At 73.4% G+C, this 24,792-nt stretch carries 21 protein-coding genes; 13 read left to right on the top strand and 8 right to left on the bottom strand.

Going from position 1 to position 24,792, the window contains the following annotated elements; translation table 11 throughout:
* Positions 1–36: 36 nt before the first annotated feature.
* The 5 genes from ACN260_RS22435 to ACN260_RS22415 form a co-directional block, all read right to left on the bottom strand.
* A complete protein-coding gene (locus ACN260_RS22435; protein ID WP_422752905.1) occupies positions 37–1,554 on the bottom strand; it encodes a hypothetical protein in 1,518 nt (505 codons plus the stop codon).
* On the bottom strand, positions 1,554–3,395 hold the full coding sequence (pelF, locus tag ACN260_RS22430) for a GT4 family glycosyltransferase PelF (RefSeq protein ID WP_422752904.1): 1,842 nt from the start codon (positions 3,393–3,395) through the stop codon (positions 1,554–1,556). Before pelF ends, ACN260_RS22435 begins: the two co-directional genes overlap by 1 nt.
* 46 nt (positions 3,396–3,441) lie before the next feature.
* Positions 3,442–5,574, bottom strand: coding sequence for a hypothetical protein (locus ACN260_RS22425; RefSeq protein WP_422752903.1), 2,133 nt, complete (start codon positions 5,572–5,574; stop codon positions 3,442–3,444).
* Between the two features lie 1,129 nt (positions 5,575–6,703).
* A complete protein-coding gene (locus ACN260_RS22420; RefSeq protein WP_422752902.1) occupies positions 6,704–7,348 on the bottom strand; it encodes a DUF3515 family protein in 645 nt (214 codons plus the stop codon).
* Positions 7,349–7,582 carry an Lrp/AsnC ligand binding domain-containing protein gene (locus ACN260_RS22415; RefSeq protein ID WP_088646044.1) on the bottom strand — a complete coding sequence of 78 codons (234 nt, stop codon included), beginning with the start codon at positions 7,580–7,582 and terminating at the stop codon, positions 7,349–7,351.
* Between the two features lie 121 nt (positions 7,583–7,703).
* Here ACN260_RS22415 and ACN260_RS22410 point away from each other — a divergent pair, with 121 nt between their 5' ends.
* The gene (locus ACN260_RS22410; RefSeq protein ID WP_422752901.1) at positions 7,704–8,642 is read left to right on the top strand and encodes a thiamine-phosphate kinase; all 939 of its coding nucleotides are present in this window, start codon (positions 7,704–7,706) and stop codon (positions 8,640–8,642) included.
* Positions 8,643–8,664: 22 nt separating this feature from the next.
* Complete coding sequence (locus ACN260_RS22405; protein ID WP_422752900.1) at positions 8,665–9,126, top strand: GNAT family N-acetyltransferase; 462 nt, start codon at positions 8,665–8,667, stop codon at positions 9,124–9,126.
* A 30-nt stretch (positions 9,127–9,156) separates the two neighbouring features.
* Here the strand turns inward: ACN260_RS22405 and ACN260_RS22400 are convergent, their stop codons facing one another.
* Both ACN260_RS22400 and rpmB read right to left on the bottom strand, forming a co-directional pair.
* Positions 9,157–10,410, bottom strand: coding sequence for an ATP-grasp domain-containing protein (locus ACN260_RS22400; protein WP_422752899.1), 1,254 nt, complete (start codon positions 10,408–10,410; stop codon positions 9,157–9,159).
* Between the two features lie 111 nt (positions 10,411–10,521).
* Positions 10,522–10,713, bottom strand: coding sequence for a 50S ribosomal protein L28 (rpmB, locus tag ACN260_RS22395; protein ID WP_046569512.1), 192 nt, complete (start codon positions 10,711–10,713; stop codon positions 10,522–10,524).
* Between the two features lie 221 nt (positions 10,714–10,934).
* On the opposite strand from rpmB, the gene ACN260_RS22390 reads away from it, so the two are divergent.
* Together ACN260_RS22390 and recG are read left to right on the top strand one after the other, a co-directional pair.
* Positions 10,935–12,554 carry a DAK2 domain-containing protein gene (locus ACN260_RS22390; RefSeq protein ID WP_422752898.1) on the top strand — a complete coding sequence of 540 codons (1,620 nt, stop codon included), beginning with the start codon at positions 10,935–10,937 and terminating at the stop codon, positions 12,552–12,554.
* A complete protein-coding gene (gene recG / locus ACN260_RS22385; protein WP_422752897.1) occupies positions 12,551–14,755 on the top strand; it encodes an ATP-dependent DNA helicase RecG in 2,205 nt (734 codons plus the stop codon). Before ACN260_RS22390 ends, recG begins: the two co-directional genes overlap by 4 nt.
* 512 nt (positions 14,756–15,267) lie before the next feature.
* Here the strand turns inward: recG and ACN260_RS22380 are convergent.
* Positions 15,268–16,545: a hypothetical protein gene (locus tag ACN260_RS22380; protein ID WP_422752896.1), complete on the bottom strand. Its 1,278-nt coding sequence runs from the start codon at positions 16,543–16,545 to the stop codon at positions 15,268–15,270.
* A 304-nt stretch (positions 16,546–16,849) separates the two neighbouring features.
* Here ACN260_RS22380 and rsmD point away from each other — a divergent pair, with 304 nt between their 5' ends.
* From rsmD to ACN260_RS22335, 9 genes are all read left to right on the top strand, one after another.
* Complete coding sequence (rsmD, locus tag ACN260_RS22375; RefSeq protein ID WP_422752895.1) at positions 16,850–17,413, top strand: 16S rRNA (guanine(966)-N(2))-methyltransferase RsmD; 564 nt, start codon at positions 16,850–16,852, stop codon at positions 17,411–17,413.
* Positions 17,410–17,895 (top strand): pantetheine-phosphate adenylyltransferase, encoded by a 486-nt coding sequence (coaD, locus tag ACN260_RS22370; protein ID WP_088646035.1) that lies wholly within the window; start codon positions 17,410–17,412, stop codon positions 17,893–17,895. Before rsmD ends, coaD begins: the two co-directional genes overlap by 4 nt.
* A gap of 153 nt (positions 17,896–18,048) precedes the next feature.
* On the top strand, positions 18,049–18,546 hold the full coding sequence (locus ACN260_RS22365) for a hypothetical protein (protein WP_088646034.1): 498 nt from the start codon (positions 18,049–18,051) through the stop codon (positions 18,544–18,546).
* A 111-nt stretch (positions 18,547–18,657) separates the two neighbouring features.
* Positions 18,658–19,221, top strand: a complete 564-nt coding sequence (locus ACN260_RS22360) for a YceD family protein (RefSeq protein WP_422752894.1) — start codon at positions 18,658–18,660, stop codon at positions 19,219–19,221.
* A 5-nt stretch (positions 19,222–19,226) separates the two neighbouring features.
* Positions 19,227–19,400, top strand: coding sequence for a 50S ribosomal protein L32 (gene rpmF, locus ACN260_RS22355; protein WP_088646032.1), 174 nt, complete (start codon positions 19,227–19,229; stop codon positions 19,398–19,400).
* A 135-nt stretch (positions 19,401–19,535) separates the two neighbouring features.
* Positions 19,536–20,549: a phosphate acyltransferase PlsX gene (locus ACN260_RS22350; protein ID WP_422756796.1), complete on the top strand. Its 1,014-nt coding sequence runs from the start codon at positions 19,536–19,538 to the stop codon at positions 20,547–20,549.
* Positions 20,546–21,454: a ribonuclease III gene (gene rnc, locus ACN260_RS22345; RefSeq protein WP_422752893.1), complete on the top strand. Its 909-nt coding sequence runs from the start codon at positions 20,546–20,548 to the stop codon at positions 21,452–21,454. The genes ACN260_RS22350 and rnc overlap by 4 nt, the downstream gene beginning before the upstream one ends.
* Positions 21,447–22,304: a bifunctional DNA-formamidopyrimidine glycosylase/DNA-(apurinic or apyrimidinic site) lyase gene (mutM, locus tag ACN260_RS22340; RefSeq protein ID WP_422752892.1), complete on the top strand. Its 858-nt coding sequence runs from the start codon at positions 21,447–21,449 to the stop codon at positions 22,302–22,304. The genes rnc and mutM overlap by 8 nt, the downstream gene beginning before the upstream one ends.
* A 223-nt stretch (positions 22,305–22,527) precedes the next feature.
* Positions 22,528–24,747, top strand: coding sequence for an MMPL family transporter (locus ACN260_RS22335; RefSeq protein ID WP_422752891.1), 2,220 nt, complete (start codon positions 22,528–22,530; stop codon positions 24,745–24,747).
* Positions 24,748–24,792 lie beyond the last annotated feature (45 nt).

Raw genomic sequence — 24,792 nt, 5'->3', positions numbered from 1 at the left:
GCGTGCAACCGGACCTCCCCATAGGTCTCAAGTGGACTATCGGTAGTGCCGTACCTGCCCGATCACCGGAACCAGACCGAGCGCGAACAGTGCCTGGAGCAGCAGCACGCTGCCCAGGTACAGCGAGGTGTCGGTGACCGCGTCGCCGCCCTGCCCGAGCAGCGGGGCGACGCCGAGCAGCGCGCCCCCGCCGACGTGCAGCACGATCACGGCCGCCATCGACAGGCACAGCCAGCCGTACCGGCCCTGACCGGCGAGCAGGAACGCCAGGTAGTACGCCCCGGCGAGAGCCACGTGGGCGGCCGTCATCACCACCCCGGCGGCGGACAGCACGCCGGCCCGGTCGAGCACGACGAGCAGCAGCGCCCCGAACGCCGCCGGCACCGCGAGGCACACCGCGAACTCCCGGCCGATGGTGTGCCAGATCCCGACGACGAAGGCGTGCGGGAACCGGGCCCGCCGGGACAGGGCGACCCCGCTCGCCCAGAACCGGCTGGTCCGCCACTCGACGAACCCCATGGACAGGATCAGCGGCACCGCCGACGCCGCGACGTCCCACTGACCCAGCAGGTAGGGCGCCTGTGCGTGGAAGAGCAGCGTCGCCGAGCAGAGCCCGTACCCGGCGACGCCGAGCAGGGCGGGCCACGCCGGCCAGAGCGGGTCACGCGGGGCCGGCTCGGTCGACCGGGCGGCGGACCGGGTGGCCCAGAGCCCGGCGGCGAACGCGGCCAGCACCCCGAGGGCCGCCGCGCCCACCGCCCAGCGCCGTGCCGTCACCCCACCGGCGACCAGGAACACCGCGCTGGCGAGGACGGCCGGGACCAGCGCGGCGGCCAGCCACCCCTCCCGCCGGTAGAAGACCAGCAGGGTGCTGGCCATCTGGTAGGCCAGTTGGCAGACCATCATCGTGGCCAGCGGCAGCCCGCCGTACGGCAGCATCAGGGCACCGGTGGCCAGGCCGAGCAGCACGGCGGTCAGCGCGGCGATCCGCAGCACCCGGCTGGCCGAACGGGCCCGGCCCAGGCCGAGCAGGCGGAACGCCGCGTAGGCGACCACGCCCGACCAGATCCAGCCGACCGTGCCGGCGAGGATCATCCCGGCCACCAGCCCCGACCGTCCCACCACCGAGAGCACGGCGGGGAACGCGGCGCTCGGTAGCACGTACAGCAGGCCGTGGGAGATGGTCCGCAGGTCGCCCCGCCGGTCCCGGCCGGCCCCCGGCGTTGCGGCCGGCTGTTCCTGGACGGCCGGGGCCGGGCCCAACCGCCGGAACACCTCGGCGGCGAGGACGAAGACATCGCGGTAGCCGTACTCGACCTGGGCGGCCCGGTCGGTGTGCCCGTCCGCCTCCAGGGCGGCGGCGACCTGGAGCGCGTCCACCGCGCGGGCCAGCCGGGGCCGGACCCGCTCGACCAGGTCGTCCACCGGGTCGGTGGAGATCCGGGGCAGCAGGATGGTGCGCTCGGGGCTCTCGGCCGGCCCCGGCTCGGTGGTCATCGTGGCGACGGGACGGAACAACGGGTCGGTGCCGTCCGGGTCGGTGGCCCCGGTCATCAGCGACCACCGGCGGTATGCGTGATGACGGTCGTCGTCTCGTCGTCGTCCGGGCCCGGCCCGGCCGGCTGCGGCAGCTCCGGCGCGGCCGAGTTGAGGTCGTGGCGGCTCCGGTACGCCGCCGCCGAGTACTGCTCGGGCCCCCGCTGGCGGGGTATCCGCCCGGCCAGCGGCGACACCTCGGGCCGCAGGACGGCGGGCGTCGGCTCGGGTCGGACGACGGCCGGCGTCGCGGCGGCGGGGACCGCCTCGGGCCGGGTCATGGACGTGGCGGCGGGGCGGGCGGTGACCGCCGCCACCCCGGGGCGGGTCGGCCGGTTCGGCACCCGCACGAAGCCCTGGGCCTGACCCCGCAGGTGCTTCGGCGCGGGCGACGCCCCGCGCGGCGCGGCCAGCCGCTCGTAGATGTCGCGGTACGCCTGCAACGACCGTTGCAGGGTGAACCGCTCCAGCACCCGTTGCCGGGCGGTCGCCCCCAGCCGCAGCCGCAGCTCCCGGTCGTTGAGCATTCTGACGCAGGCGGCGGCGATCGCGGCGACGTCGCGCGGTGCGACCACGAAACCGGTGTCACCGACCGCCTCGGCGACCCCGCCGACGTTGGTGCACACGGTCGGCCGGCCGCACGCCATCGCCTCCACCACCGTGTAGGGGAAGCCCTCGGAGATGCTGGTGAGCGCCACCAGACTGCCCGCGTGGTACGCCTCGACGGCGCTGCCGACCCGGCCCTCCAGGACCGCGTGGCCGGTCAGCCCGAGTTCGTCGATCAGCGCCTCGCAGCTTTCGTGGTAGACCTTGTTGGCGGCCGGCGTACCGCCGAAGATGCGTAGCCGGGCCTCGGGAATCTCGGCCCGTACCAGCGCGAACGCCCGGATCAGGGTGTGCAGGTCCTTCAGCGGGTCGATCCGGCCCATGAACGAGATGGTCGGCACGTCCGGCTCGCCGGCCGCGGGTGGGAACTCGTCCGGGTCGACGCCGTTGTACATCGTCCACATCCGCTCGGGGTCGGCGCCGTTGTGCAGCTGCCAGCGCCGGTTGTACTGCGAGTGCGGGGCGAGTGCGCCGGTGATCAGGTAGGCCGCGCCGGCGAGCGAGCGGAAGAAGCTCAACACCAGCACCCGGACCGGGTGCGGCGCGTCGTCGTGCAGGTAGGAGATGTAGCGTTCGCGCAGGTAGATGCCGTGCTCCGAGAGCACCAGCGGGGTGCCGTACGTCCAGGTGGCGGCCATCCCGACGAGGGTGGACAGACCGTTCATCGACGAGTGCACGATATCGGCGCGTACCGGTGGCGCGCTCAACGGCCGCAGCATGTGCGCGATGAGCCAGGCCGCCTCCAACGCGTCGGCGACGGTGGGGGCCGGCCCGGTCTCCTCGACCCGCAGGGTGTGCCAGGCCTCCAGCATCATCCGCAGCGCCTCGTTGGACAGCAGGGCCGCGCCCAGGTCGCCGCCGGCGGCGGCGTACTCGAACATGCCGCGCAGGGCGAGCAGGAAGGTGCTCCGGTTGACCGCACCGGCCTGGGAACGGGTCGACTCCAGGGGGGTGACCAGGGCCCGCAGGAACACCTCGTAGGACTGCATGAACTCGGTGCCGGGCCGCCCGGCGGGGACCAGCACCCCCCGCCGGGGGCGGCGGCCTGTCGGCCGGCCGCCCCACAGCGGGATCGAGTGCACACGGTCGAGGTTGGCCGGCCGGTCGAACACCGGCTCCTCGGTGCCGTCCACGGTGAGCGCCACGACCTCCCACCGGTAGTCCGGCATTCCCCGGATGAGCTGTTCGCACCAGATGCTCACCCCACCCATCGCGTACGGGTAGGTGCCCTCCGAGACCAGTGCGATCCTCAACGATTGCTCCCGTTTACCTTTGCTGTTCTGATGTCGCCGTCTCGCCCTAGAGGCGAGGCGCGGCGGTGAACGTGACCGGGGTGTTCGCCGCCAGCGTCACCGGGACGGTGACGTCGGTGCCGTAGGTGCCGGCACCGGTGGTGGTCGCGGCCACGCCCCCGAGCTGGAGCGAGCCGGCGGCCGGCGAGGTCACCGTGATCTCACCGGTGGTCCGGTCGTAGATCGCCGAGGCTCCGGCGCCGAGCGTGGCGAAGTGGGCCGTACGTGCCCTGGTGTAGGTGGCGATGTCGGTCCACGTCGAGTTCAGCAGCGGCACCGAGTAGTAGGAGCTGTACTTGGTCAGCACCGCGCCCACCCAATCGGTGACCAGGCTGTTGCCCGAGCCGTAGTCACGCACGTTGGCGACGTGGAACGTGTGCGCGTAGATCGAGCCGGACGTCACGTGCTGCAGGCCCACCGAGGACTCGTAGTCCAGGATCTGGGCGTAGGTGCGGTCGGTGGGCCAGTAGGGGAAGTGGCCGTTCGGGCCGTAGAACGCGTTGTAGAAGTGCGTCTCCTCGGCCTGGTTGGTGGTGTGGTAGGCGATGTTGGTCGGCCAGCACGGCACCACGGCGATGCTCGGGTCGAGCGGGTGCGCGGTGGACGCGTTGAAGTGCGCCGGCACGTGACTGGCGAACGACATGTTGCCGGCCAGCGTGGTGATGCCGAGGTCGGCGGCCGCGTCGATCAGGTCCGGGTTGGACGCGGCGAGGCCGTAGTCGGTGAGCACGCCGCTGGAGTTGTTGTAGACCCCGAGGCCGGAGTACTCGGGGGTCTTCAGCACGCTGGCCGGCGGGTTCAGCCCGATCGAGGTGCCCGCGGTCTGGTTCGCGCTGATCTCGTCGTGGGTGGTGGTGTAGTCGGTGGTGTTCAGCGCGGGGTGGGTCAGGGTGTGGTTGATCCACCGGAAGTTGTTCTTCAGGCACTTCGTGGTGGCGGTCAGCGTGGTGGCGTCGCCGTTCGGGCTGCACGTGCTGCCGGCGAACGGGTCGATCTCGGCGCCGTTGTAGGGGATGTTGAAGGTGAACCCGGACGCCAGCGGGTGCGCGGCGCGCAGCGCGGTCTGCTTGGCGTCGAGGTTGACCGCGTCGTGCCCGGTGGTCTGGAAGCCGGGGCTGTACTCGACGGTGCCGTCTTCCTTGTAGTGGTCCGAGAAGCTGAACCAGTCGTCGATGTCGACGTTGAGGTGGTGCTTCTGCTCACCGAAGTGCAGGCCCTTGGTCGCCCACCGGATCAGGCCGTAGACCAGCAGGTCCGAGTGGAGCAGGTACTGGTTCGAGGTGAACGTCAGGGCGAGGCGCTCCCGACCGTCGGTCGACGTCGTGCGTACGGCCAGCACGTTGGACCCGTTGGTCAGCAGGGCGTCGGCGTTGCAGCCGCTCTTGATCGACGTCTTGTAGACGTAGGACTGCGTCACCGGGATCTCGGCGGTGCTCTTGAGGTAGTCGAAGACCCCGGCGCCGGCGGTGGTCAGGGAGACCGGCAGGGGGGTGTCGCCGACGGCGGTCTCACCTGCGGAGTTGAGGCAGTAGTCCTCCGGCCAGGTGCCGTAGCTGGTGTAGAGGGCCACCTGCCGGACCTGGAAGTTGCGCTCGTAGGCCCAGAGGGTGGTCCACTCCGTGCTGCTGAGGCCCTCCAGGTAGTTGCCGCCCGACTCGTAGATCAACATGCTGTTGGTGAGCAGGATCGCGTTGTACTTGCCGACTCCGTTGGCGTCGACGAGCGTGCTCGCCGAGAGGGTCTGGCTGGCGGTGTAGATGATGTCGTAGCTCGCGCCGACCCGGTCGAGGGTGGTGGTGAGCGTGGCGACGCCGAAGTCCGCCGTGTTGGTGGCCACGATCAGCGACCGGAGGGCGACCTTGTCGTTGATCGCCTGGGTGCCCACGCCGCCGCTGCGGGCTCCCGACGACGGGGAGACCTTGACGGTGCCGGCCCGGGTGGGCAGCGGGCCGGGGCGTGCCTCCTGCTTGCTGGCGACCTGGCCGAGGCCGGGTGCGCTCGGCGGCTGGGCCAGCGTGCCCGGCGCGGCCGGCGGCTGGGCGAGGCCCGGGGTCTGGGTGCCGAGCAGGACCGTGAGTGCGGTCAGCCCGGCGAGGGCGAATCGGTTCGCGCGACGACGCGTAGGTCCGGTGTGGACCATGTGGTGACCTCCGATGAGGAGATGTGAACAATGCCGCCGATCCTGTATGGATGGCGGGGTTGCCATCGAAGGCTAGCAATTGTTGGTTCGGATTCCGCACATGATCCTGTCGCATGTGGACCATTGACGCAAGCGGGGGCGGGTGTTAGCGCCGTGCGTACGAAGTGGCCTTCCGGTAACGCGCTTTTCGCTGATCTTGTCGATGTTGCCGCTCGGTGTCAGGTGCCCTGACGTGCGCTTTTCCGAAGTGATCGAAACACCTCATTCACGTTCACTTCACACGGCTGTAGCCGGCGGTGGCCAGAATGTGGTCGGCGGTCGGGTGTGGAGCGTCGCGCGCATCGGCCATTCGCTCGGGTTACGTCTGCTGCGGTGCGGCAAGAGTGGCCGATCAGTCCATGCTGGCCCGCCGATCAGCCGATTTTCCGGCCATACCTTCGGCCGGGGGTGGCCGCTGTGCTGGTGGCGGGTCGCGCCGGAGCGGCTCCCACCCGACGTTTTCGCAGCCAGAAGCCCTGTGGGCCGGGTGCCACCGGTGGTCGCTTGCGCCTTTTGTCGGGCAATCGCTTGATCGACGGCACATCGTGGAGAATGTTGACTTTCCGCGACCGGGCCGGCGGGTGAACCCGTCCGGAAATGGCGAATACCACGGCGCTGACCGTCGAATCAGCCAGTTTCGGCAGAAGCGGTTCCCAGCGTAAGGAGTTGCCCATTCCCAGCCAATGGAAGCCGTCCGCTGTCCCACCTATCAACGCGTCCGGAGCCAAATCGTTTTGCTCGCCCGATCGGTTTCGTGGAAGTTCCACGGTACGCAAATGCAGGAGTGGACGTGCACCGGTGGAGTCGGTCGGTGCGACCTGATGAAACGGCAGGCCGAGTCCACACCCGACGCATCGGGCGGTCGGTCCGGCGGCACCGGTCGCGCAGTTTTCCCGCACCGTCGGTCGGGTGCGTCAGGGCAGCCGTAGGTCGGGTGTGGTGGCCAGCAGGAGCGTCGAACCGGCCGCGAAGAGACCGGCCCCCTCGCCACCCACGGCCGGCCGCAGGTACGGAGGATCAGAGCATCGGTGCCGTCGACCGGCCTTCCGCGTCACCGGCTGACCGCCGACACACCGGCGCGGGTGGTGGTTCAGCCCCGGCAGCCGGCCGGGCTGTCGCCGCCCGACGGCACGGCGGCGACCACCGCGTCGGAGATCGGGGTGAGCCACTGCAACGCCCCCTCGTACGCCCGGGGCACCGTCACCGTGACGGCGGTCTCCCGGTCGAGCGTGGTGAGCACGGTGGCGTCCGACCGCTCGTCGGCGTACCAGCAGACCCGGTTGACGGTCCACACGTCGGCGGTGGCGTCCACGGTCGGCTCGGCACCCCCGCAGGCCACGGTCAGCGCCGGGTCGCCGTAGGCGGCGTTCTGCTCGGCACCGGCGGTCACCGGCCGCTGGGCGAGGTCCCGCACGGTGGCCGGCAACTGCGACACCAGCGCCCGGCACACCACACCGGGCCGTTCGGCCAGCGCCGGGGCGGGCATCTCGACCGGGGCGCTGGACCTCGGCCCGGCACTGGTCGGCGACGCCTCCGGCGCGGCCACCGGCGCGTCCGGGGAGAGCTTGGCGAAGGTGAAGCCGGCCACGGCCACCGTCACCGGCACGGCGACCAGGGTGGCCCAGAGCGCGGCCCGCCGGGTCGACCGGTCCACCGCCGGCCGGTCGCCGGTCGCCGTGACGTCGGTGGGCGCGACGTCGGTCGGGGTCTCGGGGGAGGAGGTCTTCTCGTCCACTTACAGGCGCACCACCGAACACGTGAGGGTGCGGGTGATGCCGGGCACCATCTGCACGTTGCTGACGATCAGTTTGCCGAGTTCGTCGACGGTGTTCGCCTCGGTGAGGACGACCACGTCGTACGGCCCGGTGACGGCGTCGACGCGTACCACGCCGGCAAGATCCGCGATCAGACCGGCCACGTCCCGCGCCCGGCCCACCTCGGTCTGGATGAGGATGTACGCCTGTACCACGACTCGACCTCCGTCCGTCGCCGCCAGGGGCGGCCCGAAGGGTGAAAATACCCTACGGAGCAGGCGTGATCCCTATCGGTGGTCGCGGACAAGCAGCTAGCGAGCGTGTCGGAAGGAAGACATGGGTGTCGCGGACGTGGGCGAGTTCGGCCTCATCGACCGGGTGACCACCCGGCTGACGTACGGATCGTCCTGCCTGCTCGGGCCGGGCGACGACGCCGCCGTGGTGGCCGCCGGCGACCGGCGGGTGGTCGCCTCCACCGACGTGCTGGTCGAGGGGCGGCACTTCCGGCGGGACTGGTCGGGCGCGCGGGACGTCGGGCACCGGGCGGCGGCGGCCAACCTCGCCGACATCGCCGCCATGGGCGCGACCCCCACCGCCCTGCTGGTGGCCCTGTGCATCCCCGCCGACCTGGACACCGCCTGGGTGGAGGAACTGGCCGACGGGCTGGCCGCCGAGGCGGCGCTGGTCGACGCGGGGGTGGTCGGTGGGGACATGTCCGCCAGCCCCACCCTGACCATCGCGGTGACCGCTCTCGGTGACCTGGCGGGTCGGGCACCGGTGGTCCGCTCCGGCGCCCGGCCGGGTGACGTGGTGGCGCTCGCCGGCCGCACCGGCTGGGCCGCCGCCGGGCTGACCGTGCTCTCCCGGGGGTTCCGCACCCCGCGGGTGCTGGTCGAGGCGTACCGGCGGCCGGAGGTGCCCTACCACGCCGGGCCGGAGGCCGCCCGGTTGGGCGGCACCGCCATGATCGACGTTTCGGACGGGTTGCTGGCCGACCTGGGCCACCTGGCGAAGGCCAGCGGTGTCCGCGTCGACCTGCGCCGGGACGCCTTCGCGGTGCCGCCGCAAATGCGCGACGCCGCCCAGGCGCTCGGCGTCGACCCGTACACCTGGATCCTGGCCGGTGGCGACGATCACGCCCTGGTCGCCACCTTCCCGGCGACGGTGGCGCTACCGGACCGGTGGCGGCCGGTGGGCCGGGTCGTCGAGGGCGCCGGGGTGACCGTCGACGGTGACGTGTACGACGGACCGGCAGGCTGGGACCACTTCCGGTAAGGGGCGGTCGTACCCTTCCCCGGTGAGTGAGATCGAGATCCGGCCGCTGGGCTTCGACACGCCGGTGGCCCAGACGCTCATCCGGGCGACCATGGCCGACCTGGGCGTCCGGTACGGCGGCAGCGGCGACGAGACCCCCATCGACCACACCGAGTTCGTCCCGCCGTACGGCGAGTTCCTCGTCGCCCACCTCGACGGCGAGCCGGTCGGCTGCGCGGGGTGGCGCAGCCACGGCGCGGACGCCGCCGAGCTGAAACGGATGTACACCACCCCGGCCGTGCGGGGGCGCGGGGTGGCCCGCGCACTGCTCGCCGCCATCGAGGAGTCGGCCCGCCGGCACGGGCGCAAGCGGATCATCCTGGAGTGCGGCGACCGGCAACCCGAGGCGGTCGCCCTCTACACCTCGGCGGGGTACGAGCGGATCGCCAACTTCGGCTACTACGCCGACGCCCCCGGCTGCCTGTCGTTCGGCCGGACGCTCTGACCGCGCCGGTCCCGCTCGCAGCGGCGGGCGTCAGGCGACGGTGAACCGGAGCCGGTCGGCACCGGCACGGGCGGCGGCCGCCGCCTCGGCCGGGTCGGCACCCCAGGCCAGCACGTGCCCACCCCGGCGTACCGACGAGGTGACCTCGCCGACCCGGTCCCCGACGGCCACGTCGAGCTGCACGGCGAGGACGCCGGGCACCCGGCGGGCGTCGCGCAGCCCGTCGACCGCGGTCAGCGTCCCCGGTGGTGGCAGCAGGAACTCCACCGCCGCCGCCCCGGACGGCCGGGCCGGCAGCCGGGGCCGCCCGCCGCGCAGCGTCCGCAGGTAGGCGTCGATGAAGCTGCATTCGTACGCCAGCGAGATCAGCGCGGCGATCATGTCGCCGGGCAGCCGGGCGGCGCACTCCACCAGCGTCGGCACCCCGTCGGCGACGATCCATTCGCTGTGCAGCACACCGGTACGGAAGCCGGCCGCCGCCGCCAGCCGGGTGGCCGCCGCGACGAGTTCCGCGCGGCCGTCCGCCGGCAGCGCCGACGGGACCGTGTGCCCGGTCTCCACCGGGCGGCGACCGGGCAGCACCCGCTTGTCGGTGACGTTGCCGAAGGACACCTCGCCGTCGGCGACCAGCAGTTCGACGCTGTACTCCGGCCCGACCAGGGTCTGCTCGACAAGCACCTCGGTGGGCAGGTCGGTGGCCGCCTCCACCGGTGCCTCCGGGGCGGCGGTCGCCGACCAGGCCGCCGCCACGTCGTCGGCGGCGTCGACCAGCTGCACGCCGAGGCTGCCGGAGCGACGGGTCGGCTTCAACACGCACCGGCCACCGAACCGGGCCGCGAACGCCGCCGCCCGCTGCGGGGAGTCGACCAGCTCGTACGCCGGATTGGCCAGCCCGGCCCGGTCGGCCAGCACGCGCATCCGGTGCTTGTCGGAGAACACGTCCGCGGCCTGCGGGCCGGCACCGGGCAGGCCCAGCCGTTCGGCGAGCCGGGCGGCGGCCCCGACCGCGTACTCCAGCCCGGGCATCACCAGCCGGGCGGTGGTCAGGCCCGGCTCCCGGGCGAGCAGCTCCTCGACGTCCAGGCCGGTCTGGTAGCGGGCGGGCACCACCCGGGAGACCACCGGCAGCCGGGCCGTCGTCGCGGTGACGTCCCGCCGGGCGATGATCTCCGGCTCCTCGACGAGTACCACGCTGCCCGCCGGCAGTTCCTCGGCGAACCAGTGCAGCATGCCGAGCGAGGCACCCACGACGATCATCTCGTCGCGGCCCAGGTCGAGGTCCAAAGGTCGTCCTCCGTGCGGGTCGGTCACCGGATGGCGGGGACACGACAGTACCGGTGGGCCGGACGGCCCACCGGTACTGATCGGAGCTGAGGCGGTGGAGGTGTCGCCAGGTCAGGCGCGGGTGACCTTGCCGGCCTTGATGCACGAGGTGCAGACCTGGAGCTTCTTGGTGGTGCCCCCACCGGCCGGGGTACGCACCGACTGGATGTTCGGGTTCCAGCGGCGGTTGGTCTTCTTCTTGGACCAGGGCACGTTGTGGCCGAAGCCCGGCCCCTTGCCACAGACGTCGCACACGCTAGCCACGGGATACTCCTGAGATTGATACGTTCATGAGGTCGCCGGCAGGCGCTGCCCGGACAACCTGGCCAGGGTACCCGATGCACTCCGGGCAGGACCAACCGCCCGCCCCGGCCCCCGCCGCCCCGCCCGCCCGGCCGTCCCGGACCGGGGCGGCACACCCGGACCGGGCGGGACACGCCGGCCGACCCCGGCGGGTGTCGGTCGCCGCCAGTAGGCTTCTGGCCGTGCTGGACACCCTCGACGCCGCCGCGGTGGGCCGCTGGTGCGCGGGCGGTCTGGCCGCGCTGCGCCGGCACCAGGACGAGATCGACGAGCTGAACGTCTACCCCGTGCCCGACGGTGACACCGGCACCAACCTCGTGCTCACGCTCACCTCGGCCCAACAGGCGCTGGCGCTGGCACCCGGCACCCTGCCCGAGGGGGGCACGACCGCGCACGGGCGGGCGCTGCGGCTGATGGCCCGGGGCGCGCTGCTCGGAGCGCGGGGCAACTCCGGGGTGATCCTCTCGCAGATCCTGCGCGGCCTCGCCGACACACTCGGCGACGTGCCCGCCGTCGCCGGCCGGGCGCTGGCCGCCGCGCTGCGCGAGGCCACCACCGCCGCCTACGCCGCGGTGGCCCGACCGGTCGAGGGCACCGTGCTGAGTGTGGTCGCCGCCGCCGCGACCGCCGCCGAGCGGACCGACAGCGACGACCTGTGCACCGTCGCCCGCGCCGCCGCCACGGAGGCCGCCCGCGCGCTGGCGCGTACCCCCGGGCAGTTGCCCGCGCTGGCCCGGGCCGGCGTGGTCGACGCCGGCGGCCGGGGGCTCTGCCTGCTGCTCGACGCGCTGGTCGAGGTGGTCACCGGGGAGGCCCCGGCCGGGCCGACGCCGGTGGCCCGCCCGGTGCGCCCGCCGCTGACGGTGGTCCGGGAGACCGGCTCCCCCGAGTACGCCTACGAGGTGCAGTTCCTGCTCGACGCCCCGCACGAGGCGGTGACCCGGATGCGCGCCGAACTGGCCATGCTGGGCGACTCGCTGGTGGTGGTCGGCGACGCCGGCTCACCCGCCGAGTCCACCACCTGGAACGTCCACGTCCACGTCAACGACGTCGGGGCGGCCGTCGAGGCGGGGGTGGCCGCCGGCCGGCCGTACCGGATCTCGGTGACCCGGTTCGCCGACCAGGCCCCGCCGGCCGACCACGCCGCCACCGACAGCCGGGCGGCCGTGGTGGTCGCGACCGGTGTCGGCATCGCCGAACTCCTCGGTGGGGAGGGGGCGACGGTGGTGCCGGGCAACCCGTCCACCGGCGAGTTGCTGGACGCAATCCGGGCCACCGCCGCCGCCCGGGTGGTGGTCCTGCCCAACGACCCGAACACCCAGACGGTGGCGAGCGCCGCCGCCCGGGAGGCGCACCGGTTCGGGGTGAAGGTCAGCGTGGTGCCGACCCGCTCGCCGGTGCAGGCGCTGGCCGCGCTCGCCGTCCGGGACCCGCAGCGCCGGTTCGCCGACGACGTCATCGCGATGGCCGAGGCGGCCGGAGCCTGCCGGTACGCCGAGGTGTGCCACGCCAGCCGGGAGGCGCTGACCGTCGCCGGCCCGTGCCGGCCCGGCGACGTGCTGGCCCTGGTCGAGGGGGAGGTGCACCTGATCGGCAGCGACCTGGTCGACACCTGCGCCGCCGTGGTCGACCGGATGCTCGGCGGCGGCGGTGAGCTGGTCACCCTGCTCACCGGCGCGGATGCCCCGGCCGGGCTCGCCGAGGCGGTCCGGGAGCACGTGACCCGGCGCTGGCCCTTCGTCGAGGTGCAGGCGTACCCGGGCGGGCAACCGCACTATCCGCTCCTGGTGGGGGTCGAATGACGACGGCCGAACCGGCCACGGTGGACACCGCGCTCAAGAAGCTGGTCGGGGAGAAGACCGCGAAGGCGCTCGCCGGTCATCTCGACCTGCACACCGCCGGTGACCTGATGTACCACTTCCCGCGCCGCTACGACGAGCGCGGCGAGCACACCGACATCCGGTCGCTGGACGTCGGTGAGCAGGTCACCGTGCTGGCCCAGGTGCAGCGCACGGCGGTGCGTCCGATGCGGCAGCGCCGGGGCAACCTGCTGGAGGTGACCGTCGGCGACAACTCGGGCGGGACGCTGACGCTGACCTTCTTCGGCAACCAGGCGTGGCGGGAACGCGAGCTGCGCCCCGGCCGGTGGGGCCTGTTCGCCGGCAAGGTCACCGAGTTCCGGGGCAAGCGGCAGCTCAACGGCCCGGAATACGTGCTGCTCGGCGAGGGCGGTGAGGGCGAGGCGGCGGCCTCCGAGGAGGTCGAGGAGTTCGCCGGGGCGCTGATCCCGGTCTATCCGGCCGCCGCCGCCGTGCCGACCTGGGTGATCGCCCGGTGCGTCCGGGTGGTGCTGGACACGGTCGCCCCACCGGACGATCCGCTGCCGGCGTCCCTGCGGGCCGACCGCAAGCTCGTCGGCATCGGCACCGCGCTGCGCGAGATCCACCGGCCGTCCAGCAAGGAGGAGCTGTACCGGGCCCGTCGCCGGCTCAAGTGGGACGAGGCGTTCGCCGTGCAGCTGACCCTGGTGCAGCGCAAGCTGCGGGCGGCGTCCTGGCCGGCGAAGCCGCGCCCGGCGAAGGCGGGTGGCCTGCTCGACGCGTTCGACGCCCGGTTGCCCTACGAGCTGACCCCCGGGCAGCGCGACGTCGGCGTCGAGATCGCCGCCGACCTCGCCGCCCCACATCCGATGCACCGGCTGTTACAGGGTGAGGTCGGTTCCGGTAAGACGGTGGTGGCGTTGCGGGCGATGCTCCAGGTGGTCGACGCGGGCGGCCAGGCGGCGCTGCTGGCCCCGACCGAGGTGCTCGCCGCCCAGCACCACCGCGGCATGCTCGACCTGCTCGGCCCGCTGGCCCAGGCCGGTGAGCTGGGTGCCGCCGCCGACGCGACCCGGGTGGAGCTGGTCACCGGCTCGCTGGGCGCGGCGGCCCGGCGGCGGGCCCTGGCCGAGGTCGCGCAGGGGCGGGCCGGCATCGTGCTCGGCACCCACGCCCTGCTCTACGAGGGGGTCGACTTCGCCGACCTGGGCCTGGTGGTGGTCGACGAGCAGCACCGGTTCGGCGTGGAGCAGCGCGATGCGCTGCGCTCCAAGGCCGACCAGCCGCCGCACGTGCTGGTGATGACGGCCACCCCGATCCCGCGCACGGTGGCGATGACCGTCTACGGCGACCTGGAGACCTCCACCCTGTCCCAACTGCCGCAGGGCCGGTCCCCGATCGCCTCGCACGTGGTGCCGGCGGCCGAGAAGCCGGCCTTCCTGGACCGGGCGTGGCGGCGGGTGCGCGAGGAGGTCACCGCCGGCCACCAGGCGTACGTGGTGTGTCCGCGCATCGGTGAGGGGTCGGTGGGCGAGGAGGAGCCGCCCCGCGAGGACGACAACGGGCGACGCCCCCCGCTGGCGGTGACCGAGGTGGCGCCGCTGCTCGCCGACGGGCCGTTGCACGGGCTGCGGATCGGCGTCCTGCACGGCCGGCTGCCCGCCGACGAGAAGGACGCGGTGATGCGCTCCTTCGCCGACGGTGACCTCGACGTGCTGGTCGCCACCACGGTGGTCGAGGTCGGGGTGAACGTGCCCAACGCCACCGTGATGATCGTGCTGGACGCCGACCGGTTCGGGGTCTCGCAACTGCACCAGCTCCGGGGTCGGGTCGGTCGGGGTTCGGCTCCCGGGCTCTGCCTGCTGGTCAGCGAGGCGGCCGAGGGCTCGTCGGCGCGGGAGCGGCTGGAGGCGGTCGCCTCCACCACCGACGGGTTCAAGCTGGCCGAGCTGGATCTGGAGCAGCGCCGGGAGGGCGACGTGCTGGGGGCCACCCAGTCCGGCCGCCGCTCGCACCTGCGGCTGCTCTCTCTGAGACGCGACGCCGACCTGATCCGTGACGCGCGGGCCGAGGCGGTCACCCTGGTCGACCAGGACCCGGAGCTGGCACGGCACCCGGCCCTGGCCGCCTCGGTCGCCGCCCTGGTCGACGAGGAACGCGCGGAATACCTGGAGAAGGGCTGACCGCCCCCCGATCGGTCCCGGTCCCGGCGTGACAACCCGCCCTGGCCGAGGGGCCGCTGGTGGGCCGCTGACGTGCCGGCACCCGCTGCGGGTGTCTGGCGCGCGGTGGCGGGCGGTGGCGCGCAGTGGCGGCGCGCGGTGAGTGACGGCAGCGGAGCATGGTTCATCCGCGTCCTTCAGAGCTGATGAGGTTGACGCATCAAGCCGTGGCAGCCCGCCCGGTCTCGGAGCTCGCGGTTGTGGGGTCCACTCTGTCCGGTTCGTTTCGGTGGGTTTTGGGTTGGTTCGTGCGGTGAATCGTTGACGTCATCAGGTCCAAAGGACGCCCATGAGGTTATTGGTGCAAGGGGGTGTACCGGGTAGCGCTGGAGCGGTTGGCGCTCGTGGGTGTCGGCGACCGCGTCTGTTCCGCTCGAATCGGCTCCGCTCCGGGGCCAGGGAGCGACGCAGGCGCGTGCCGACCATCGGGTCGGCACGCGCCTGCGTCGTGGTGCGGGTCGGCGGTGTCGCGGTCAGACGGTGAAGCGGATGCGCCGACGTCGGGCGACGAGGAAGAGCACCCCGCCGGCCACCAGCAGGGTGGCCGCGCCGGCCGCGATGGCACCGGCCGCCGCGCCGGTCACCGGGAGGCCGCCGTCCTGGTCGCCGCCGCCACCGCCGCCACCGGTGGACGGGCAGTCCTTCGGCTGCTCCCACTTGAGCGGGCCACCGGAGTCGAGGTCACCGGTGACGGTGACGGTGAGCCCCTTGCTGGCCGGGAAGCTGACCGTCCCGGTCCGGCCGGGCTCGACGGTGAGCTTCTTCGACTCGCCCTTGTTGGGGGTGAACACGGAGGTCAGCGGGGTGCCGTCCTCCGGGTTGCTGATCCGGAAGGTCATCTTGTCGCAGCTCGACTCGTAGCTGGCGTCGGGGGCGCCGACCTCGGGCTGCTGGCAGTCGGCGGGCTTCTGCCAGCCGCCGGTGAAGTCCTTCATGCCGGGGGCGGTGACGGTGATCTCCTGCGCCTGTCCGGCGCTGAGCCTACGGGTCTCGATCTTGCGCAGCGGGACGGTCACCTGCTCGGTGAAGCCGCCGCTGCCGACGATGGCGAAGGTCGCCCCGGCGTTGCCGCCGCGGTTGACCAGGGTCAGCTCGACGTTGCCGTCGCAGTCGGACTCGGCGATCACCTCCGGCGCCGCCGAGCAGGTGCCCGAGCCGCCGTTGTACCAGGCGCGCGGGCCGGTGGAGCGGGCGCCGATGCCGGTCGGGCTGCCGACCTTGCGGTCGCCGTACCGGTCGCTGGTGTCGGTCAACGGGTCGATCAGCTTGCTGCCGAAGACGAAGTCGACCTGGGTGTAGCAGTTCGGCACCTCGACGGCGAAGTCGAGGGTGGCCACTCCCAGCTCGCCCGGGGCCACCCCGGTGAACTTCTTGACCGACTTGTCGAGCACGTACTGCGGGACGGCGAACTTCGCCGACGGCGTCACGTACGAGACCAGGGCCAGGTCCTGCTCCTCGCCCCGGCACAGCGGGCCGTTGGTCAGCGTGATCGACGCCTTGCCCGCCGGCCCGTCGAAGGTGTGCGTGTAGCGGGCGTCGGCGGCGGCGACGCAGGACGGCGTGGGCTCGCCACCCGACGGGGTGCCGGCCGTCGCGCTCGGCGTGGCGGCCACCGTCGGCGTGGCCGTCGGAGACGGCGACGCTGAGGTGGCGCCCGCCGGGGCGGTCAGGGCGAGGGCCGTGGCCAGGCCGGCCAGGGCGGCGGCGGTCACGGCGAGCGGTCGCCGTGGCGACAGCTGGGGACGGGTCACGCGTACTCCCGGGGTGAGGATGCGTCAGGGCGCGGCGGGGGTGGCGTCTACGGGTCGCGGCAGGGTGGGAGCGCCGCGACGACGCCGGTGCGGCGCCCCGGCCGGCGGAGCGGCACCGGCACCGGGCCGACCCTAGTGGGCCCGTCGATACGGACATAGTGCACAGCCGGTACGCGGAGTGTTGTTATGCATGTGAGATCATTGATCTACTCCCGGTGATCATCTGGTCACCCTGGCCGGACGTACCGCGTCGCCGGCCCGCGTCACCCGTCGCGTAGCGTCAGGGCATGCACAGGGGCAGACCGTGACCCGGATCGTGGCCGGCACGCTCGGCGGACGACGGATCGCCGCACCCACCGGCGGCGGCACCCGACCCACCTCCGACCGGGTCCGTGAGGCCCTGTTCAGCGCCGTCTCCACCGAGGTGGACCTGGACGGGGCACGCTTCGCCGACCTGTACGCCGGCTCCGGCGCGGTCGGGCTGGAGGCGCTGTCCCGGGGCGCGGCGCACGTGCTGCTGGTCGAGTCCGACCCCCGGGCCGCCCGGGTGATCCGGGAGAACGTCGCCGCGCTGCGGGCCGCCCCCGCCGCCCGGCTGGTCACCGGCAGGGTGGCCGGGGTGGTCGCGGCCGGACCCGGCGACGCGCCGTACGACGTGGTCTTCGCCGACCCGCCCTACGCGGTGCCGGACGACGAGATCACCGCCCTGCTGACCGGGCTGGTGGAGCACGACTGGCTCGCCCCCGACGCGCTGGTGGTGGTCGAGCGGTCCACCCGCAGCGGCCCGGTCGACTGGGTGCGGGGCATCACCGCCGGGCGCAGCCGGCGTTACGGCGAGACCACTCTTTGGTACGGTCGCCGATCATGAGACGTGCGGTGTGTCCCGGCTCGTTCGACCCGGTCACCAACGGACACCTCGACATCATCGGACGGGCCAGCCGGCTCTTCGACGAGGTGATCGTCGGCGTGCTGGTGAACCAGTCCAAGAGCGGCCTGTTCACCGTCGAGGAGCGGATCGACATGCTCCGCGAGGTGACCTCCTCGTACGGCAACGTGCGGGTCGCGTCCTTCCGGGGGCTGCTCGTCGACTTCTGCCGGGCGCAGGAGGCGAGTGTGCTGATCAAGGGCCTGCGGGCGGTCAGCGACTTCGACTACGAGTTGCAGATGGCCCAGATGAACATCGGCCTGGCCGGGGTGGAGACGCTGTTCATGCCGACCAACCCGCTCTACTCGTTCCTCTCCTCCAGCCTGGTCAAGGACGTGGCGAAGTGGGGTGGCGACATCTCCTCGCACGTGCCCGACACCGTCCGCCGGGCGCTGCAGGCCCGGCTGACCGTCCCGCGCCCCTGACCGTACGCCCCGGCGTGCGGACCCGGGCGGCGCGTCGGGCCGGGGTGGTGGCGGCGGTGGTGGCCGGGGCACGACATCATGTGGTGCAGCGCCGAAGCCGGGCGCAGGCCGCATCATGTAGGTCGGCCGACGAACGACAGGAGTGAGGTACCGGTGGACCCGCTCGACCGCATCGACGAACTGATCGCCATGGTGGAGCAGGCGCGCTCCGTCCCGATGTCGCGCAACAACTGCATGGTCGACCGGGGCGAGATGATCGCCGCCCTCGACGAGATGCGCGCCGAACTCCCCGCCGACCTGCGCCGCGCCGCCGCCCTCCTGGAGGAGCGGGACAAGATCATGGAGGCCGGCAAGCGGGAGGCCGACCGGATCATCAGCGAGGGTGAGGCGGAACACGCCCGGCTGGTCTCGGTGAACGAGATCACCGTCTCCGCCGAGCACGAGGGGGCCCGGATCATCGCCGAGGCCCGCGCCGAGGCGCAGCGGCTGCGCGAGGAGGTCGACGACTACGTCGACACCGCGCTGGCGAACTTCGAGCAGTTCCTCACCCGGGCGCTGGCCTCGATCGAGCGCGGGCGGGACAAGATGCACGCGCTGCGGGAGATCGGCACCTTCGGTGGGGACGAGGCGGAACGCCCGTTACCCTTCTGAGCGGCACCTCATCCCACCGACGGACGGGTCGGGCGTCGCCCCCCGGTTCGACGACCCGGCGGTCGCCCAGGTAACCTTTTTTGTCGGCCTCTCACCGGCCGGAGTCTGACTATGCCCAAACACTCGCCTTCATCACTCAACCCCAGGGCGCCGCTGGTCCTCGACACGAGGGACCTGCCGCGTCGCCCTGGCGCGTTGCGTACGCTACGGCGGGTCGTGCCGGCACCGGCGGACCTCGGTGTGGAGTTGATCGGCGTGCCGGAGGGCGCGGACCTCGACCTCGACCTGAGGTTGGAGTCGGTGTCCGAGGGCGTGCTCGTCTCCGGGACCGTGACCGGTCCCGTCCAGGGCGAGTGCGGTCGTTGCCTGCGCGCGATCGACTACTCGTTGACCGTGAACGTCCAGGAGCTGTACGCGTACGAGAACAGCACCACGGACATCACGACCGACGAGGACGAGGTGGGCCGGATGCAGGACGATCTGATCGACCTGGAGCCGGCGCTGCGGGACGCGGTGGTGCTCACGCTGCCGACCAACCCGCTCTGCCGGGAGGACTGCCCGGGACTGTGCCCCGAATGCGGGGTGCACCGGGACGATCTGCCGGCCGATCACAGCCACCAGCAGATCGACCCGCGTTGGGCGAGCCTGTCGCAACTGAACCGTACAGAGGAGTAGGAACCGTGGCCGTCCCCAAGCGCAAGATGTCGCGCAGCAACACCCGGTCCCGCCGGGCGAACTGGAAGGCGGCTGTGGTCGCGACCGTGGCCTGCCCGCAGTGCAAGTCCCCGAAGCTGCCGCACGCGGCGTGCTCCGTCTGCGGCACGTACAACGGCCGCCAGGTCCTCGAGGTCTGACCTGGACGCCGAGTGACACCCCCGACCACGGGTCGGGTGGCGCACGCACCCCGGCGATCGCCCGGTGCCCCGGCTCCCTCCGACGCCGGCCGGCCTGATCCGGCCGGCCCGGCGAGGGAGTCGGGCACCGCGCGGATCGCCGTTGACCTCCTCGGCGGGGACGATGCTCCCGCCGTCGTGGTTGACGGCGCTCTGCGGGCGGTGCGGGCCGACCCGGACCTGCACCTGCTGCTCGTCGGCCCGACCGAGGTCGCGGCCGGGGTGGTCGACGCCCTGACCCCGGCGCAACAGACCCGGATCACCATCCGCGCCACCCGCACCGCCGCCGGACCGACCGAGCACGCGCCCCGCGCCGACAGCACCGTCCGGGCCGCCGTCTCCGCCGTCCGCGACGGCGCCGCCGACGCGCTCGTCTCCGCCGGGTCCACCGGCGCCACCGTCTCCGCCGCCGCCCTCGGCTTCGGCCGCTGGCCCGACGTGCGCCGGCCCGCGCTGGTGGCGACGCTCCCGGCCGTCTCCGGCCCGGTGGTCCTGCTCGACGTCGGCGGCTCGCTGGAACCCCGCCCGGTCACCCTGGCCCGGCACGCCGTGCTCGGCGCGGCCTACGCCGCCGTCGCCCACGCCGTCGCCGCCCCCCGGGTCGGCCTGCTCTCGGTCGGCACCGAGACCGGCAAGGGGGACCGCCCGCGCCGCACCGCCGACCCCCTGCTCGCCGCCACCGCGCTGCCCGGCGACGCCCGCTACGTCGGCCTGGTCGAGGGGTACGACGTGACCTCCGGCGTCCGCGCCGACGTCGTGGTCACCGACGGCTTCACCGGCAACATCCTGCTCAAGGCCATCGAAGGGGCGTACGCGATGGCCGGGGGTCCACCGACCAGCGGCGGAGCGCCCCGGGCGGCGGCCCTGCTCGGGGTCGCCGGGACGGTGGTGGTCTGCCACGGTGCGGCGACCCCGGACGACGTCGCCTCCGGTATCGCGCTGGCCGCCCACCTCTGGCGTCGCCGCGCCACCGACCAGGTCCGGGAGCAGGTCGCGCTCCTTCCCGCCGACGACGGCACCGACCCGGCGGTCCAGAACGCACCCGCCGCCCGGCACGCGGATCATCCGCCCGCGTATCCCGGCGGGACCGAAGCAGAGGTAGGAACATGAGCAACGACAAGCGGCGGCGTGCGCCCGTCAGCCACCTCGAGGCGGCGTTCGGGGTGACACTCGACGCCGAGCTGCTGGAGCGGGCGCTGACCCACCGCTCGTACGCGTACGAGAACGGGGGGCTGCCCACCAACGAACGGTTGGAGTTCCTCGGTGACTCGGTGCTCGGCGTGGTGATCACCACGGCGCTGTTCCGGAACCACCCCGACCTGCCCGAGGGGCAACTGGCGAAGCTACGGGCCAGCGTGGTCAACATGCGCGCCCTGGCGGACGTGGCCCGGGGCCTCGGCCCGGACGGGCTCGGCGCCTACCTGCTGCTCGGCAAGGGCGAGGAGACCACCGGCGGGCGGGACAAGGCGAGCATCCTCGCCGACACCCTGGAGGCGCTGCTCGGCGCGATCTACCTCCAGCACGGGCTGGACACCGCGGCGGTCGTCATCCACCGGCTGTTCGACCCGCTGATGGCCGAGTCGGCGGGTCGGGGCGCGGCGCTGGACTGGAAGACCAGCCTCCAGGAGCTGACCGCCGCGCTCGGCCTGGGGGTGCCCGAGTACCGGATCGAGGGCACCGGCCCGGACCACCTCAAGACCTTCACCGCCTGGGTGGTGGTGGCCGGCAACCGCTACGGCGGGTCGGAGGGGCGCAGCAAGAAGGAGGCCGAGCAGCGGGCCGCCGAGGCGGCCTGGCGGGAACTCACCGCGCAGGCCGAGCGGGACCGGGCCGGCACCGGGACGGCCGAGCAGGACGGGGCCGGCACCGGGACGGCCGACGCGACGCCCGGGGCTGCCGTAGACGGCACGCCCGCGGCCACCGGTGACGGTACGGCCGCGTCCGACGGGCCGGCTGCCGACGCGGTGGTCCCGGCGGGGGACGGGACCGCCGAGGCGGGACTGGGCCGTGCCTGAACTGCCCGAGGTCGAGACCGTACGGCAGGGACTGGCCCAGTGGGTCACCGGCCGGCGGATCGCGACGGTGGAGGTGCGCCACCCCCGGGCCGTGCGACGGCACCTGCCCGGCGCGGCGCACTTCGCCGACGTGCTGGCCGGCCGGACGGTGACCGACGTGCGGCGGCGCGGCAAGTACCTCTGGCTGCCACTGGACAGCGGGGACGCGCTCGTCGGCCACCTGGGCATGTCGGGGCAGTTGCTGCTCCAGCCGGCCGAGGCGGCCGACGAACTGCACCTGCGGGTCCGGTTCCGGTTCGCCGACGACGGCCCGCAACTACGCTTCGTCGACCAGCGGACGTTCGGCGGGCTCGCGGTCAGCGAGGGCGGCGCCGAACTGCCCGCCGAGATCGCCCACATCGCCCGCGACCCGATGGACCCGGAGTTCTCCGACGCGGGGTTCGTCGCCGCGCTGCGCCGCCGGCGTACCGAGGTCAAGCGGGCCCTGCTGGACCAGACGCTGCTGTCCGGGGTGGGCAACATCTACGCCGACGAGGCGCTGTGGCGGGCCCGACTGCACGGTGCCCGCCCGACCGACGTGCTGACCGCCCCCGCCGTGGGTCGGCTGCTCGGGCACGTGCGGGACGTCCTCGGCGAGGCGATCACGCAGGGCGGCACCAGCTTCGACGACCTGTACGTCAACGTCAACGGGGAGAGCGGCTACTTCGACAGGTCGCTGAACGTCTACGGCCGGGAGGGTGAGCCCTGCCGGCGGTGCGGCGCGCCGATCCGCCGGGAGGCGTTCATGAACCGGTCGTCGTACAGCTGCCCCCGCTGTCAGCCCCGCCCCCGGGGTGCCCTCAGGGGCTGACCCTGAGCCGGTTCGGGGTTGCGCCGGTGTGCCGTACCGCCGCCGCCCCGGGACACCGCCGGATTTCCCCCGATCCACCCGGTCGGTCGTCCCGGGCGACCCGACCCGACCGCTCCCGCGTCCTCGGGGACGGGCCGGGGCCGTTCCCCGATGTGTCCCGGCGTCGCCGTCCCTAGCGTCAGCACGGTCGGCAGGGCGCCGGCGGGAAGGGGGCCCGACTCAGATGGGCGGCAGACCGGTGACGGTGCGGTTGGCACGGTGGAGCGCGGAGCACCCGTGGCGCGCGATCGCGCTCTGGGTGGTCTTCGTGGCGGTGTGCTTCGTCGGGGGCAACGCCGCCGGCCTGAACGAGGCCACCCAGGCCGACCAGGCGATCGGCGAGTCCGGTCACGCCGACGTGATCGTCACCGAGGGCGAGTTCACCGACCCGGCGGTGGAGAACATCCTGATCACCCCACGTACCGGCACCCTGGACCGGGCCGCCGCGCAGGCGGCGGCGACCGACGCGACCGCCCGGTTGCGTCAGGTCAGCGGGGTGGCGTCGGTCGGCGAGCCGGTCCCGTCGCGCGACGGTGCCGCGCTGCTGGTACCGGTCACCATGGCCGGCGACCCGGAGACCGCCGCCGACCGGGTGCAGCCGCTGCGCGACGCCACCGCCGACGCCCAGGCCGCCCACCCGCAGCTGCGGATCGAGCAGGTCGGCGGGCCGTCGATCAACCAGGCGCTGGACGACACCCTGGGCCGGGACTTCAAGCGGGCCGAACTGCTCAGCCTGCCGGTCACCCTGGCCATCCTGATCGTCGCGTTCGGCGCGCTGATCGCCGCCGGGGTGCCGGTGCTGCTGGCGCTCTCCTCGGTGGCCGCCGCGATGGGGCTGTCCACCCTCGCCTCCCACCTGGTGCCCGCAACCGACACCACCTCCAGCGTGATCCTGCTGATCGGGATGGCCGTCGGGGTGGACTACTCGCTGTTCTACGTCCGACGGGAACGCGAGGAACGGGCCAGGGGCCGGTCCGGGTTGGACGCGGTGGAGATCGCCGCCGAGACGTCCGGGCACGCCGTGGTCGTCTCCGGCTTCGCTGTGATCATCTCGATGGCCGGCCTGATGCTCGCCGACGACGTGGTCTTCTCCTCCCTCGCGGTCGGTTCGATCCTGGTGGTCGCCGTCGCGGTGACCGGTTCGCTGACCGTGCTGCCGGCGCTGCTGGCCAAGCTGGGCCGCTGGGTGGACCGCCCCCGGGTGCCGCTGCTGTGGCGGCTCACCGCCCCCCGCGCCGGCCGGCACGGTCAGCCGGCCCGGCCCCGGTTCTGGCCGGCGGTGCTGCGGCCCGCGCTGCGCGCACCCCGGGCCACCCTGATCGTCTCGGTGGGGCTGCTGCTCGCCCTGGCCGCCCCGGCGCTCGGCATGAAGCTGAAGTTCCCCGGCATGGAGGACCTTCCCCGGACCACCCCGGCCATGCAGGCGTACGACCGGCTGACCGCCGCCTTCCCGAGCACCGGCACCAGCCACACGGTCGCCGTACGGGCCCCCGCCGACCAGGCCGACCGGGTACGCGCCGCGCTGACCGGGCTGGCCCGCACCGCCGCCGCCGACCCGCTGTTCGCCCCGGCCGAGGCGGACGGCCCGGAGATCGAGGTGTCGGCCGACCGCCGGGTGTCGGTGCTGGAGGTGGCCACCCCGTACGCCAGCCGGGACGACCGGGCGGTGCGCTCCCTGCACGAACTCCGCGACGACCTGCTGCCCGCCGCGCTGCGCGGCATCCCCGGCGTCGAGTACGCCGTCGGCGGCGGGGTGGCCGCCAGCGAGGACTACGCCCGGCACATCCGGGAGAAGCTGCCGCTGGTGATGGCGTTCGTGCTGGCGCTGACCTTCCTGGTGATGACCTGGACGTTCCGGTCGGTGGTGGTCGCCCTGACCTCGATCCTGCTCAACCTGCTCTCCGCCGGGGCCGCCTACGGCCTGCTGGTGCTGGTCTTCCAGGGTGGGTGGGCGCAGGACCTGCTCGGCTTCACCTCGATGGGGGCGATCGTGTCCTGGCTGCCGTTGTTCCTGTTCGTGGTGCTCTTCGGGCTCTCCATGGACTACCACGTGTTCGTGGTCAGCCGGATCAGGGAGGGCATCCGGGGCGGCCGGTCCAACGCCGACGCGGTCGCCTACGGCATCACCTCCTCGGCCGGGGTGGTGACCAGCGCGGCGATCGTGATGGTCGCGGTGTTCGCGATCTTCGCCTCGCTCAGCACGATCGACATGAAGCAGCTCGGCATCGGGTTGGCCGCGGCGATCCTGCTGGACGCCACGATCATCCGGGCGGTGGTGCTGCCGTCGGTGATGACCCTGCTCGGTGGGGCCAACTGGTGGGCCCCCCGGTTCCTGCGTCGCCGCGACCGGCCCGCCGTCACCCCACCGGCCGAACCCACGCCGGAGCTGGTCGGGGCGCACTGACCGACCGGTCGGACCCGCCGCCGGTGACCGCCCGCCCGGGTGGTG

Origin of the sequence: Micromonospora sp. WMMD708 (assembly GCF_049315245.1) — a bacterium.
GTDB lineage: Bacteria > Actinomycetota > Actinomycetes > Mycobacteriales > Micromonosporaceae > Micromonospora > Micromonospora wenchangensis.
Note: the sequence above shows the minus strand (reverse complement) of the source record. Positions and strands in the feature narration are given on the sequence as shown.